This is a genomic window from Paenibacillus xylanilyticus, from assembly GCF_047246825.1.
In the GTDB taxonomy this organism is placed as follows: Bacteria; Bacillota; Bacilli; order Paenibacillales; family Paenibacillaceae; genus Paenibacillus; species Paenibacillus xylanilyticus_B.
In genome coordinates this window covers 1,834,409-1,849,275 of record NZ_JBFOLB010000001.1, presented here as the reverse complement: position 1 = coordinate 1,849,275, position 14,867 = coordinate 1,834,409, and the positions used below count along the sequence as shown (strand labels likewise).

At 48.5% G+C, this 14,867-nt stretch carries 11 protein-coding genes; 7 read left to right on the top strand and 4 right to left on the bottom strand.

The genetic code is table 11. From position 1 onward, the window contains the following. Positions 1-13 precede the first annotated feature (13 nt). From AB3N00_RS07950 to AB3N00_RS07940, 3 genes are all read left to right on the top strand, one after another. Positions 14-1,762, top strand: coding sequence for a sensor histidine kinase (locus AB3N00_RS07950; RefSeq protein ID WP_413034064.1), 1,749 nt, complete (start codon positions 14-16; stop codon positions 1,760-1,762). Continuing rightward, positions 1,759-3,342 carry a helix-turn-helix domain-containing protein gene (locus AB3N00_RS07945; RefSeq protein ID WP_413034063.1) on the top strand — a complete coding sequence of 528 codons (1,584 nt, stop codon included), beginning with the start codon at positions 1,759-1,761 and terminating at the stop codon, positions 3,340-3,342. Before AB3N00_RS07950 ends, AB3N00_RS07945 begins: the two co-directional genes overlap by 4 nt. Positions 3,343-3,422: 80 nt before the next feature. Further along, a complete protein-coding gene (locus AB3N00_RS07940; protein ID WP_413035219.1) occupies positions 3,423-5,999 on the top strand; it encodes a beta-mannosidase in 2,577 nt (858 codons plus the stop codon). A 173-nt stretch (positions 6,000-6,172) separates the two neighbouring features. On the opposite strand, the gene AB3N00_RS07935 is transcribed toward AB3N00_RS07940, so the two are convergent. Continuing rightward, entirely contained in the window at positions 6,173-7,285 is a 1,113-nt protein-coding gene (locus AB3N00_RS07935; protein ID WP_413034062.1) for an FAD-dependent monooxygenase, read from the bottom strand. 238 nt (positions 7,286-7,523) lie between these two features. Next, positions 7,524-8,048, bottom strand: coding sequence for an NAD(P)H-dependent oxidoreductase (locus AB3N00_RS07930; RefSeq protein ID WP_175399801.1), 525 nt, complete (start codon positions 8,046-8,048; stop codon positions 7,524-7,526). A gap of 187 nt (positions 8,049-8,235) precedes the next feature. Between AB3N00_RS07930 and AB3N00_RS07925 the strand changes: the two genes are divergently transcribed. Then, positions 8,236-8,718: a MarR family winged helix-turn-helix transcriptional regulator gene (locus AB3N00_RS07925; protein WP_413034061.1), complete on the top strand. Its 483-nt coding sequence runs from the start codon at positions 8,236-8,238 to the stop codon at positions 8,716-8,718. 93 nt (positions 8,719-8,811) lie between these two features. Here AB3N00_RS07925 and AB3N00_RS07920 read toward each other — a convergent pair whose 3' ends face one another. Continuing rightward, positions 8,812-9,111, bottom strand: coding sequence for a hypothetical protein (locus tag AB3N00_RS07920; protein WP_413034060.1), 300 nt, complete (start codon positions 9,109-9,111; stop codon positions 8,812-8,814). Positions 9,112-9,324: 213 nt separating this feature from the next. Between AB3N00_RS07920 and AB3N00_RS07915 the strand changes: the two genes are divergently transcribed. From AB3N00_RS07915 to AB3N00_RS07905, 3 genes are all read left to right on the top strand, one after another. Then, a complete protein-coding gene (locus AB3N00_RS07915; RefSeq protein ID WP_413034059.1) occupies positions 9,325-11,349 on the top strand; it encodes a Na+/H+ antiporter in 2,025 nt (674 codons plus the stop codon). A 118-nt stretch (positions 11,350-11,467) separates the two neighbouring features. Next, entirely contained in the window at positions 11,468-12,406 is a 939-nt protein-coding gene (locus tag AB3N00_RS07910) for an aldo/keto reductase (RefSeq protein ID WP_413034058.1), read from the top strand. Positions 12,407-12,473: 67 nt separating this feature from the next. After that, positions 12,474-13,250 (top strand): polysaccharide deacetylase family protein, encoded by a 777-nt coding sequence (locus AB3N00_RS07905; RefSeq protein WP_413034057.1) that lies wholly within the window; start codon positions 12,474-12,476, stop codon positions 13,248-13,250. A 69-nt stretch (positions 13,251-13,319) separates the two neighbouring features. Here the strand turns inward: AB3N00_RS07905 and AB3N00_RS07900 are convergent, their stop codons facing one another. Beyond that, positions 13,320-14,861 carry a DHA2 family efflux MFS transporter permease subunit gene (locus AB3N00_RS07900; protein ID WP_413034056.1) on the bottom strand — a complete coding sequence of 514 codons (1,542 nt, stop codon included), beginning with the start codon at positions 14,859-14,861 and terminating at the stop codon, positions 13,320-13,322. Positions 14,862-14,867 lie beyond the last annotated feature (6 nt).

Below are 14,867 nucleotides of genomic sequence, written 5' to 3'. Positions count from 1 at the left end.
AGGAGGAAAAGAATTGAGAAGCTGGCTCACATCTTCGCTGCAGAGGAAGCTCTCGGTTGTCGTAACTGCCTCCATGATTGTGCCATTGCTGGCGCTGGGTCTGTTCGCGTTTCTGATCTCTTCCCGTATTACCGAGCAGAAAACGAAGCTGTCCGGCATGGATACGCTGAAACAGGTGGAAGCCAATCTTCGTTATATGCTGCAGGATGCCGAGAATATATCGATTTTTCTGATTGGGGAGCGGGATATTCAGCAGTATCTGAGCCGAAATGAAGATCATGAGCTGGACCGCGTGGATATTCTCGGCAGAATGACCAATCTGGCAGCCTCCAAGAAATATATTGCGAATATTGCAATTTATCCGGATCGGTTTGATGCTGTATTGACGACCGCAACCTGGTATGAACCGGGTACTTCCGATCCTCCAGCACCTAACGGCGATGCGGTCAAAACATGGACCGGCGTCTATCCGGTCCGCAACTATGCAGGGATACAAAATGTTATAACGTTGGTGCGCCCGATCCGCAGCATTCATGATTACCGCCCCATTGGGTGGCTCGCCATTAGCTTGGATGAAAAGGCCATCTCCAAAGACTGGGCTGCGCTGGGACTTGGCAGGGGTGAAGGGCGTTTGGAGCTGATCGGACGTTCGGGAGAAATCCTGTCTTCCATGGACAAATCCAGGCTTGGGAAGTCCCTGGAGCAGGTTGAACCAGAAGTGCAGACACTGATTCGGCAAGGTGGGAGCGGAACGACAACCTATGGCAGTGGTGAAAATAAGCGTACACTTCTCTATTACCCGGAACAGTTGACCGGATGGACGTTGACCGGAACGGTACCTTATGATCAGTATAAGTCGGAAAACGGTTATATTCTGATTCTCACGGCCGTAGCAGTCGTTGCTTCGGCTGTAATCTGCGCAGGACTTGTCTGGTTTACCGTCCGCCGAGTAACGAGACCGCTCCGTGTGCTCACCAGGCACTTGTCCCGTATTGACCCGGATCGGCCGCTGCCTTTGTTTCGGTCGGAAAGCGACGACGAGATTGGCAAACTGGGAGAAAGCTATAATCTGCTGGGTGCACATATCGAGAGTCTTAAGGAAGAAGTGATACGCGGTGAAGCCAGGAAGAAGGAAGCAGATCTCAGAGCACTTCAGGCACAGATCAATCCTCATTTTCTATATAACACCCTTTCGTCCATTCACTGGATCGCCTTGATGTCGAAAGAGAGTCGGATTGCAGATATGGTAGAAGGATTAAGTGATTTCCTGCGTATCAGCTTGAATAACGGCAAGGATTTCTGCCCTGTAGGTCAGGAGATTGCCCACATCCAGCATTATGTACGTGTGCAGTCTATCCGCTTTCCCGATAAATTTGCAGTGCATTATATTGTGGATCCTGCACTGGAGCAGCGGATGATGTTGAAGCTGCTGCTGCAGCCCCTTGTCGAGAATGCCATGATCCACGGAATCCAGCCAAAGGTCGGCACAGGAACGATCACGATCATGATTCGTCAGGATCAGGATGAGGAACGAATGAACGTACTGGTTCTGGATGATGGCATTGGTATGGAGCAAGAGAGACTGGAACAGTTGAAGGAAAGACCGGATTTAAATCCGCCTGTTGGTGGTTACGGGATCCACAACGTGAATGAGCGATTGCTGCTCCATTACGGAGCGGATTCACAGCTGGAAATAGACAGCCGGGTCGGCGGCGGAACCCGTATCTCATTTTCCATTCCCTTTCTGGAGGAATCGCCATGAGACTACTTATTGTCGATGACGAAGTGATTATTCGCACCGGACTTGCCAGTGTAATTGCCTGGAACGAGCTGGGTATTGAACTTCTTGCACCCGCTGCCTCGGCTGAAGAAGCGCTAACCCGGATGGCTGAGGAACGTCCGCACATTCTGATGACCGATATCCGCATGACTGGTAAAACGGGGCTTGAACTGGCAGATGAAGGGCTGCAATTACTGCCTGAGCTGGAGGTCATTATTTTGTCCGGATACGATGACTTTGCTTATGCTCAACAAGCGATCCGCCAGGGAGTGACGGATTACCTGCTCAAAACCAGCAAACCGGAAGAGATCATCAAAACCGTTCTTCAGGCCAAACAAAGAATTACGGATCGATGGGCAGAAAAGTCAAGAGAAGGTCGACTTTTACGGGAGAACAGACAGCGGTTGTTTGAAAAATGGATTATTGATGGTGATGTGGGTACAGGTCCTTGTCCTGCATTTCTGAAGCAGGGAGTAGGGGAGGGTACTGATGTTTCTCTGAATGGCGGGCAGGTATATCAACAAGTGTTCATAATTCAGGCGAAAGGATGGAGTCGTTCTTCAGCTGCGCTGTTGAGGTTTGCTGTACAGAACATGCTGGAGGATCTGCTGCCTGGTGCCGTTGCCCATATTCAGAAAAAACAGATTATTGGAGTTGTGCAGGTAGCGAACTTAAAGCAGGAATTACAGTATACGTTGAAAACAGTATTGAATCACATGGAGCAATTGCTGAAATGTTCGCTGCGTGCAGCGATAGGGCACCCTGTTTGCGGTGAGATTCATCTTCATGATAGTTACAAAACAGCATCTGCGGCATTCCAATATCTAGGTTTGCTGCAGGATAAAATATGGAGCATCGAGCAGGTGAGTCATCGCAAAGGCGGCAAAACGTTACTTACGCATGAAGAGGAAACTGCACTGGGGACACTGCTGCTCGATAATGATCCTGTAGTGCTGACCACATGGACACAAGAGCTTGTAAGAGAACTCATGATGGACCCCGAAGTGACACCTGAATCATTCCATGCCTGTTTGCATTCTGCGGTGATTGCCGGACATCGCTGGCTGGTTCGTACGATGCGTGCCATTGGAAGAGAAGAGCCTGCACGATATGAACCATGGCAACCGGAACCGGATGCAGATGCTGCGGATCTCCGGGATATGCTGTTTCACCATTTATATGGTCTGATGCATACATATTACAGTCAAATGGGTCAAGGGCAGGCTTCACATGTGCAAAAGGCCATTGCTTACATTGAATCCGGATTGGCACAAGAGATCAGTCTGCAGCAGGTGGCGGGTCAGGTTCATTTGCACCCGGGACACCTGAGCGAGCTGTTTAAGAAAGAAACAGGTATCACATTTGGGGATTTTGTTACGAATATGCGTATCCGGCGGGCGATGGAGATGCTGGCAGTCTCTCCTGCAAAAGTCAGTGAAGTGGCTGCCATCAGTGGATATGAAGACGTAAAATACTTTAGCAGGCTGTTCAAAAAACATACGGGAAAGACCCCGAGTGAATTTCGCGAAGAGGCATATTCATTCAAGCCTTCGGGAAGTTAGCAGACAATGCATGAATTTACATGTTTCTGCAAACGTTTTCGGTGCATCATGGCTCAGGGATCTGGGGAGCGAGGCAAATGATGAAGAGAGATTATTCAAGTCAGGATTTGTCGGGTCAATGGAAGATACAGCATTTTGATGTTGGGGAAAAGCGGGCCATGGACGTTGCGGCAGCTGCATTGGACGACCGCTTCTGGATTGGGGCGGAAGTGCCAGGTGATGTTCATTCGGCACTGATCCAGCGCAGCATTATTGATCCTCCGTATTACGGGCATAACGATGCCAAGAGTCGCTGGATCGAGCAAAAGGAATGGTGGTATCGTACCAACTTTAACCTGGTCAAGGGTGAAGAGGAGCAGGAACATTTCGAGCTTGTCTTCGAAGGTTTGGATACATTCGCCACGGTGTATGTGAACGGTCATGAAGTGGGGAAAACAGCCAATATGCTCATGTCCCACACATTCAATGTAACATCACTGGTCCGTAATGGCTGGAACGCCATTGCAGTCCGGTTTGACCCTTTAACACTGCACAACTTGGACAAGGAGACATTCGACTGGTCATCGTATACCAAGGAACGGCCATGGCTCCGCAAGGCGGCAATGAATTTCGGCTGGGACTGGGGGCCGCGCATGGTTACCGTTGGTATCTGGGGCGCGGTTAGGTTGGAGAGACGGGTGATGGCGAAGCTGGAGAGTGTATATGCCCGAACCGAATCTGTCAGTAAGGAGCAGGCGGTTATCCACGTCACGGCAAATGTGAAATCGGTGATGTCATTCCGCAGCAGACAGCAACGTGAGCAACCTGTAGTCACGACATGCAATGTTCGGTTGTTGAATGCTGGTGGTGATGAGGTGGTACAAGCTGATGGGTTGGCTGTGGAAGGTGGACAGGCGGATACAACGCTGGTGGTGTCATCACCGCAATTGTGGTGGACGCATGATCTGGGCGAACCACATTTGTATTCGCTGGAGGTTATTCTATATGCCGATGGAATTGAAGTGGACCGTTATAGTGAGCCTTACGGGATACGAACCATTGAGCTTGCCCTCCACAATGAACGGGGAGAAGATGCGTTTGCTTTTATTTTGAATGGTATCAAGGTGTACGCCAAGGGAGCGAACTGGATACCGGCTGACCATCTGATCGGTGCGATCCCCGATTCTAGGTATCGTGAGCTCATCGAGCTGACCGTCGAAGGAAACATGAATATGCTGCGGGTCTGGGCAGGCGGCATTTATGAGAAGGAAGTCTTTTACGATGAGTGTGATCGGCAAGGAATACTGGTATGGCAGGATTTTGCCTTTGCGAACGCATTATTTCCTGATTTCAATCATGATTTCATGAAGAATGTCAGATGCGAAGTTGAAAATAATGTTATGCGATTACGGAACAGGGCTTCGCTTGCGATCTGGTGCGGCAATAACGAAATTGACTGGCTGTATGATATGAAATCCGCCAGCGGGGACATCACTAGCCCATTCTATGGAGAACTGATCTATCATGAACTGATTCCTGAGACGCTGGAACGTCTGGATCCCTCGCGTCCATATTGGCCGTCTTCCCCGTATGGAGACAAGGGCGGCAATGACGCCAATGATCCGGATGTCGGGGATCGGCACAACTGGCAGGTATGGCATGGCTCTGTGTATCCAAGAAAACATGGTGAACCACCACTGCTGGATTACAGCATCGAAGGTGTAACGTTCAAAAATTACAAAAAGGATTATGCCTTGTTCAGCAGTGAATTCGGCATGCATGCGTCGGCAAACCGTTACACGCTGGAGAAAAACATGCCTGAAGGGCAGTTTTACTGGGGAAGTCCCGAGATGGCATACCGCAACAAGGATACCAATCATCAAAAGGGCATTCTTCTGATGGAAGGATATACCGGGATTCCGCAAAATATGGAGGAGTACATGAACTTTTCTATGCTGACTCAAGCGGAGGGTTTGCGGTACGGTATTGAACATTTCCGGCGGATTAATCACCGGAATAGCGGGGCACTTGTGTGGCAGTTGAATGATAGCTGGCCGGGAACAAGCTGGTCCATGATTGATTTCGAGCTGCTGCCCAAGGCATCCTTTTATTATGGTAAGACGTTCTTCCATCCAATCTTGCTATCCTTGGAACATGAGCCTGGCGAACCTCTTGCATTGTGGGTCGTGAACGATACATTGCAGCCCTTACGGGGACATCTCCGTATCAATGTATATCAACTGAATGGCGAGAAAGTCTATTCCGGTACACTGCCTGTTGAGGCTCAACCCCAATCCGCTTCAAAGATTGGAGCTTTAGGCGAAGCAGAAGCTTTACAGGGGAGACGTGCTGAAGAAGTGATGATTGAATTGATAGCCGAAGGATTTGCTGCACCGCTTAACCGCTACTTTTTGCGTGATCCGAAGGACGTGTTGCTTCCGCAGTCTCAACTGAGTGTACATGTAAATGAAGAAGAACAGTCCGTAACCGTTACGGCCAGTGGCGCCATCGCAAGATTGGTCAAGCTGGAGCTTCCTCTGGGACGTGTCCGTTTCAGTGACAACTACTTCGACTTGCTGCCAGGAGAGAGCCGGACGGTTCGTTTGCGTCATCCGGAGAAGACGTCACTGCCGCTGACGGAACTTCGGGTAAGTGCAATGAATGGCAGCGAATCTTGATTGACTGGATTCCTTCAGCTCCAATAATAGAAAATCATAGTTGCATCCGTTGAATTTATCAGCATTTTTTGGATTCTTCGCTTGGCTATAGTTACAGATCAAAACAGCCGATGGCTTCTCTATATAGGAGCCGTCGGCTTGTTTGATTGATTGCGTAAGACTTCGGTACGTTTTTAGCGCAGGGATTCGTAACGCTGCTGAAAGGAAGACTCCATCTCGACCTGGCGTGCAAGCTGCTGTTTCACCTTGTCACCGCGAAGGATTTGCAGCTGCTGCAACGGTTCCGTAAATTTGAAATGATCAGAAGCCATCCGGGTAAGTATCTCCGAAAGGGCATCAGCGTCTTCAAGCGCTGCATTCAGGCCAAAAGCTCCCGTAGGCGTCATGGTATGAGCAGCATCACCGAGCAAAACCACATTATCCTGTGTCCATGATTTGCTGTAACTGCTTTCTACGGATAACAGTACGAAATCACTCCATGTCTGGATATGTGCTGCTACCGAATCGGTGAGACAAGGGAATGCAGCCACAAGTTTCTCCACAAAAGGGGCAAAGGGCTGCTCGCGCAGGCTGGAGAATGAACCTTGCGGAATGTTCCAGCCAATCTGCACATAGCCGCCGTATTGGGAGAAAAGCGCCAGCTGCTGACCATCCATGCTCGCCATGCGTACGGCTGGTTCCCAGCCCACAGGAGCAGGAATCCGGGCCCATAAGAGATCGTAGCCATGCTTGCGGACATCGGGAGTAAGGCCCGAATGTTTGCGCACAGCTGAATATCGTCCATCCGCGCCAACAATGACAGATGCTTGTATGGTAGACGGAAGACCGTTTTGGCGAATATGGATACCAATCGTGTTTCCTGTCTTATCCCTCAGCAGGCCTGTCATCATGGTATTAAACAGCACCTGTTCGTGGTTGTGCGGCAGGTTCTGCGACTCTGAAACGATAAAATCCAGCAGATGATCCTGAGGCACATGAATGCCCACATGCGATTCTCCCTCAGCGGGGTGGATCGTATGAATAATCTGTCCGTTCTCCCAGTATTGAATTTGCTCCAAAGGCAGGGTTCCAAGCTGGGCTACGCCTGAAAACAAACCATGCTTGCTCAGCACAGCTTCACCATCTTGGTTAAGCAATTCACCACGGAATGATTTGTGCAGATGTGGCTGCCGTTCAATCAATGCGCTTGATATTCCTTGGCGGTTCAACAAGTAAGAGAGAAGGGCCCCGCCTGGTCCAGCTCCAACAATACAGACATCTACTTTTAATGGATTATTGTCATTCATACGTAAAATTCCCTTGCAATGTTATTATATTACTTTAAGATAACAGATTTATAAAAATTATTAAGTAACTAAAAGTAACTTAAGCTATTATAAACAAACCTTCTGCGATTATGCAATAGGCAGTTGCGATTTCACGTTGAAGAGGAGAGAAAACTCAAGCCTGCATCTCGGCCATGATTAGTGGAGAGAAAGTGCAGGCTTGAGGAAAATGAGATCCATCAGTCAAATGAAACGGATGTTAGGTAATCAGTCGATTGGTGATCCGGGCGACACGTTCACCCAGTGCTCTGCCAAGAGCTATACCCTGATCACTTAGCAGAACGTCACTATCTACCGGACAGGTAACGCCGACACCATAATATGAACCATACAAAGCGTTGTCGGCAAAGTTCCCTGGCAGTCCGGTTATAATCATTCCCTGATGCAGCATGGGAGTCAGAAGATGCAGCAGTGCCGATTCAAGCCCCCCATGTTCGGTGGCAATCGTACAGAAAACGGCACCTACCTTATCCACCAGTTTACCTTCTGCCCAGAGGTATCCCAGTTTATCAATCCATTTCTTCAGTCCAGAGCTAATCGAACCAAAATGACCGGGACACCCCCATATGATGGCATCCATCTCCACCAGTTTGTATACATCGGCTTCTTCAGTGGAGTGCAGGTGAACGGTTGCTCCGTGCACACTGGCTGCTCCAGCAGCAATCGCCTCAGCCAGCGCTTGTGTATGTCCGCCCTCGCTGTCGAAAACAATATAAATGTTCAAGCTTCATGACCTCCTTAAGATGGTTCATTCATCATGCTATAAGGTAGCTTGTCACATGAAACGTGAAAATAAGCATGAACTTTACAAACAAGTATAAGAATATGAAGCAAGCGCATTTTTCACAAACAAAATAGTACAAATATGTTACAATGTAAGGTAGGTTATGATGAAAGGCAGGAGGAACGTTATGAGCCCGGATACGGAGCGAAACTCACAATTGGCAAACGTTGATCAATTGTTGGAGGCCTTCTTCAGATATAAGAATAAAGTATTGGATCAGCAGCAGAAGACGGAGACAAACTGCAAACTGAATCCGACTAAGAGTCATATATTGGGCATGATTTTAAGGGAACAGCGCTGTATGGCTGTCGATGTGGCAAGACAGCTCAGTTTATCATCTGGAGCTACCACGATTGTCCTGAATCAACTGGAGAGTGAAGGGTTGATCCAGCGGGTACGCAGTGAAGAGGATCGGAGGATTGTCTGGCTGTCCTTGACAGAGGATGGAGAGCAGCTCGCCCGGACCTTGAATGCCAACCGGGGACGCATGACGTGGGAATTGCTACAAGCGCTTACGGAAGAAGAGCAGCAGCAGATGGTAGGGATGCTTAAGAAAATTGAACTGAAGCTGCTGGAGAAAATGAAAGAATTGGAACAAACACATCGTTAAATATATTCGGTATGAAGCGTCAGTCGTCAAGGTTCTTCCCTATAATGGGACAGAACATTGACGACTGACGTTTTTCTTTTCAATTAGGGTTATCTATAGATGGAAACGTTGAATATGTTCGGTCAGCCCGACCTCCATCAGTACTTCTTTTTGCTTTTGTCCAAGCAAGTCGAAATGAGGGAAAGGTTCACGCCGATGAATATAGCGAGGATCAAGTCCGTGTTCAAAACACCATTGTTCAAGACGTTCCAGATTCGAGCAGCCTACTTTGGTCACACTTGTAATGCCGGGAAAACGCGGATCTATCCAAAAATGAGTAAGGTAGGCAAGCTCGCCGCTTGATACGCGATCTTTCCATTCAGACAACTCCTGCCGATTAATTCCAAATGCCATAGTTACCAAGTTCCTTTCCAAACGGGTATTGTCCTGAGCATATTGTAACATCTTATAAACAGATTCAATCCGAAATTCTTCAATCTGCGCTATTCTTGACTTCACTTGCTGGGTAATGAATATGACAACATTTTTATAACAAAACCGGATATATGTTAAAATAAGACTACTCCGATTGGCTTTATCACATCAATAGGGAAAGGGAATATCATCATGGAACTGTTTATTGTGGTACTTGTATTACTGGTGCTTATCGGGTTGTCGAACATCCTGAATCGATTTGTACCTTTCATTCCGGTTCCGCTCATTCAGATTGCCCTGGGGGTTGCAATAGCACTTCTTCCTGCAGGGGTACATCTGCCGCTGAATCCGGAACTGTTTTTTGTGCTCTTTATAGCTCCTTTGTTATATAACGATGGCAAACGAACGCCAAGGCAGGAATTGTGGAACCTAAGGGCTCCCATTCTGCTGCTAGCGCTAGGACTTGTCTTTGTTACGGTGGTCGTGGCAGGCTATGCCATTCACTGGCTGATACCGACCATTCCGCTGCCTGCTGCTTTTGCCCTTGCAGCCATCCTGTCTCCGACAGATGCGGTAGCGGTTGGTGCCATGGCAGGGCGTGTACATCTGCCCAAAAGCATACATAGACTTCTTGAGGGAGAAGCATTGATGAATGATGCATCCGGTCTGGTTGCATTCAAATTTGCGATTGCCGCAACCGTAACAGGCGTTTTTTCTCTGGCGGAGGCATCATTCAGCTTTCTGATTATTGCGATTGGTGGTTTGCTGGTTGGTGCATTGTTATCCTTTCTGCTCATTCGGCTGGGTGTCTGGATCCGGCGTCTGGGTATGGAGGATGTGACCATTCATATGCTCCTGCAAATTCTGACACCATTCGTTATTTATCTGGTGAGTGAAGAGATTGGAGTTTCAGGCATTTTGGCTGTTGTGGCGGGAGGTATCATCCATGCCATTGAACGTGACCGCACTGAATCGGTTCAGCTGAAGATGCAGGTGGTTTCTGCAAGTACGTGGTCCGTTATTTTATTTATTCTGAATGGTTTGGTTTTTGTCATTCTGGGGGTACAGATTCCGGATGTGTTGAGCACAATCTTCGTGAATGTATCGTTTAATAATCTGCAGGTTTTGGGGTATGTCGGACTGATATCCGTGTTGCTGCTATTGCTTCGTTTTGTCTGGATCTATCTGTTCTGGCAAGGGAATGAATGGTTCCGCAAGAAGTCACCGATTGGTAAGCCGAGACTGAAAGAAATGTCGCTTATCTCCCTGTCAGGTGTAAGAGGAGCCGTAACCCTTGCAGGTGCTTTTTCCATTCCGTATGTGCTTCAGGACGGATCTCCTTTTCCCGAACGGGATTTGATTATTTTCCTGGCAGCCGGAGTCATCCTGTTTACCCTAATTGCTGCAAGCGTGTTTCTACCGGTGCTGGCCAAGAATGATGAGAAGGCAACGGATGGTTCGCAGCAAACGACAGAACGTAAAGCTCAGGACATTATGCTGAATGCTGCGATCCGGGCAGTCAAGTCCGAGATGACCGACGAGAACAAAGCCGCCGCGCTCGCTGTAGTTTCCGATTTGTCCAAATACATCAGGCAGGCTGCAGGGCAGTTGACTGCAGGTAAACGCAAAGATATTTTGAAGCAGGAAACCGCCATTAACCTGATTGGTACGCGAGCGGAACGCAAGGAAATTGAAAATATGCTGGATGAGAACGTCATTGCCTCTGAAGCGGCGTTCAAATGTAACAGCTGGTTGGATCGCAAGGAAATGATGCTGGCGAATCGCACCAATACCCAAATGATGTTCTCAATCAGTGAAATTGGACGTGTGCTTGCACATCTATTTACCAATCGTTCCGAGAAACCGGATCAGCCGTTTATGATTGAAAATGCGGATCTGTTCCGTCAGGTTAAACTGCGAACCTCGGAAGCAGCAATCAAAGCGATTCGTGCTCATATGAATGATGGTAACCGGCCCGTGGCACTGTCTGTTATTGCCAAGTATGAGCGGGTCATCGCCAGACTTAGGAGTTGGAATCAGGGCAAGACTGAAGATCCGTTCAATCAGGAGAAGCTCGAGTTGCAAATGGTCGCCATTCAGGAACAGCGCAATACGGTTCAGCAGTTGTATGAGAATGGGGAAATTAATCGTGATGTGGCTGCGAAGCTGCGGCGATTTATCAACGATGTTGAAGCGACTGCTTTGAAAAACAGCTAATCCGATAAATCCGATATTTTAAATAAGTATATAACTTTGATATAATTTATGGATCGTCAGATTTACTACCTCTTATGTTTTACTTACTTAAAGCTCAGGAAAAGGAGATGGATAAGACATGGCAGACCAACAGACTCGCTTGGGGAAAACGGATTTGTTCGTTAACCCGATCGGATTGGGTGCAAATGCAGTAGGAGGACATAATATCTATCCTGATATGCTGAATGATGAAACAGGCAAGGAAGTGGTCCGTGCGGCGCTGAAGCAAGGCATTAACTTTGTGGATACAGCCTTCATCTATGGACCTGAACATTCAGAGCGATTAATTGGCGAAGTGCTGAAGGAAACAGGGCAGCGGGAGCAGACCATCATTGCAACGAAAGCATCTCATAAATTCGTGAATGGCAGCGTGGTGCACGATAATTCGCCTGCTTTCCTGAAAGCATCTGTTGATGAAGCCTTGAAACGTCTGCAGACCGATTACATTGACTTGTTCTACATTCATTTTCCGGATGAACACACGCCGAAAGATGAAGCAGTGGGTACGTTGAAGCGGTTAAAGGACGAAGGAAAAATCCGAGCCATTGGGGTTTCCAACTTCTCTGTTGAACAGCTGCGCGAAGCGAATCGGGATGGATACGTGGATGTGCTGCAATCCGAATACAATCTGTTTAAACGAGAGGCCGAGAAAGAACTGCTTCCGTACACGGCAGAACACGAAATTTCTTTTGTTCCATACTTCCCTCTGGCAGCTGGGCTGCTGGGTGGCAAATATAATCGGGATACGACATTCCAGGATGGACGGGCCAAAAACCCGCTGTTCACGGGTGAAAACTTTATCCGCAACCTGGACAAAGTGGAGCAGCTTCGCAGCATTGCCGAGTCCAAAAATGCGGAGGTTGCACATTTGGTTCTGGCCTGGTACCTGACTCAGCCTTCGATTGATGCACTCATTCCGGGGGCGAAGAAACCGGAACAGGTCATCAATAATCTGAAAACCCTGGATGTGAAGCTGTCTGCAGAGGAGATCGCAGTGATTGACCAGATTTTCCGTTAAATAGTTCCGGCAATTCGGGAAATGCTAACAGGGAGTTTACGTTTGACGACAAAGAGAGGACATAAACATGAACCTGAAGGCAGTCCGAACGATCGGATTATTCACTATGCTTCTCATGCTCGGCACCAGTTATGCCTATGCGAAGCCCGTGCAGAAGAACCGTCAATATTACGAGGAACGGGGAGAGATTGTATGGGAGGTACCTACACATGACAAGCTCATCGCGTTAACCTTTGACGATGGTCCGGACCCTGTGCAGACCCCGCAGATTCTGGCTCTGCTTAAGCAGTATCAAGCCAAAGGCACTTTTTTCGTATTGGGCAAATGGGCAGAGAATTACCCTGAACTGATCCTGCAGGAACAGCAGGAAGGGCACGAAGTAGCGAATCATACCTATGCTCATACTTATGCGGTCAGATCCACAGTGCAGGACAAGTATACACAGGATATGACTGCTGCAGAGCAGTCCATTATTGATGCAGGTGTACAACGCCCGCTGTTGTTCAGGCCACCCGGAGGATTTTACAATGATATGGTCATTGAGGCCGCGAAACGAAAAGGCTATACCATTGTACTGTGGTCCTGGCATCAGGATACACGTGATTGGGCTTCTCCTGGAGTAGCAGCCATTACGAACAAAGTGCTGAAAAATGCCCGCAACGGGGATATTGTTCTGTTTCATGACAAGGTGGAAGGAAAATCCCAGACGGTGGATGCGTTAAAAATAATTTTGCCCAAACTCCAGGAAGAGGGATACCGCTTCGTAACGGTATCCGATCTGCTTGCAGTAAAGGCCAAAGAAGCTGCCAAGAACGGCGTGTCATCCTTGAAACAACAGCAGTAGGCTAACTAAAAACCGCAGGTTCTCAAATGAGAAACCTGCGGTTTTTAGTTATGTTTAAGGGCCAGTCGTTTACCGTTCTGTCTTCACCGGACGGGGACGGGAACGTGCTCTGCGCAGAAACAGTGACAGGATCAAACCAATAATGGAAATCCAGGTGGCGACAATAAAGGCATCATTAATGCCTTCAATCGTCGAGGTCTGGACGGCAATGCCGTAGAGCTGCTGCAATGCCAGACTTGAACCTTGTTCAGGTGGCATGCCTGCTATGGCTGCCATCTCCGTACCCAGCAGACCGACTTGTTCAGTCAGAGGTACATTGGTTGTAGTGACCGTGTTGCTGTAGTCAGCCAGATGAATGCCTGAACGAGTAGCCATAACAGTAATCAGTAAGGCTGTCCCAATGGAGCCGGCTACCTGTCTGATGGTGTTGGACATCGCCGTACCATGACTGGTCAGATGAGGGGGAAGCTGGTTTAACCCCTCGGTTTGCACGGACATCATCAGCATGGACATGCCGAAGCTGCGGAGTGTATACAGCATCATAATGTGACCATAGGGTGTTTCTCCGGTTAATTTACTGAATTCAAAGGTGGAGAATGCAGTGATCAGCAAGCCCACAATGGCCAGTGGTCGAGAGCCGATCCGGTCGAACAGAGCTCCAGAGATGGGTGACATGACACCCATGAGCAATGCGCCTGGCAGCAGCAACAGCCCGGATTGCAGGGGGGAGAATCCCCTTATATTTTGCAAATAGATCGGCAGCAGCAGCATGCCTCCAAAGAGCGCCATGTTGATGGTGGCACTGACCAGCGTGGAGATGGTAAAAATATCGTATTTGAACACACGAAACTCCAGCAGGGGATGCTTCATTGCGGTTTCACGGAGAACAAAGAACGTAATGAAGAGAATACCGATGATCAAGGTCAGCAGTACAATTGCACTGCTCCACCCCTTGTCTCCTGCAGAGCTGAATCCATAGAGAAGGAACCCGAATCCGATCGTTGAAAAGAGAGCACCATACGCATCGAATTTGGGAGAACTGAGCTTGGACACATTTCTTAGCCAAAGGAAGGCAAACAGGATATCGAGCAAAGCCAGCGGTATGACCATGTAGAACAGAATGCGCCATGTGTAGTGCTCCACGATCCAGCCGGACAAGGTAGGACCAATCGCTGGAGCAAACATCATGGCGATACCCATCGTTCCCATGGCAGTCCCTCTTTTCTCTGGAGGGAAGACCGTTAAAAATACGTTCATCACCAGCGGCATAATAATTCCGGCACCGCTGGCTTGTACAATACGTCCAATCAGCATGACTGTGAACCCAGGACTGATCGCGCAGATGGCAGAACCTACGGTGAACAGCAGCATTGCTGTGATGAACAGTTTGCGGGTCCCGAATGACTCAATCAGATAGGCCGTAATGGGGATGAGCACACCATTGACGAGCAAATAGGCCGTTGACAGCCATTGTACCGTTGTTGCCGAGACGTTGAAGTCATTCATCAGATGAGGGATCGCCACATTGAGTAAAGTTTGATTCAGAATGGCGATAAAGGCGCCGAGCAGCAGGACGGCAATGGTTCTTCCGAGCGGCAATTGTTTATCCATCGGCTG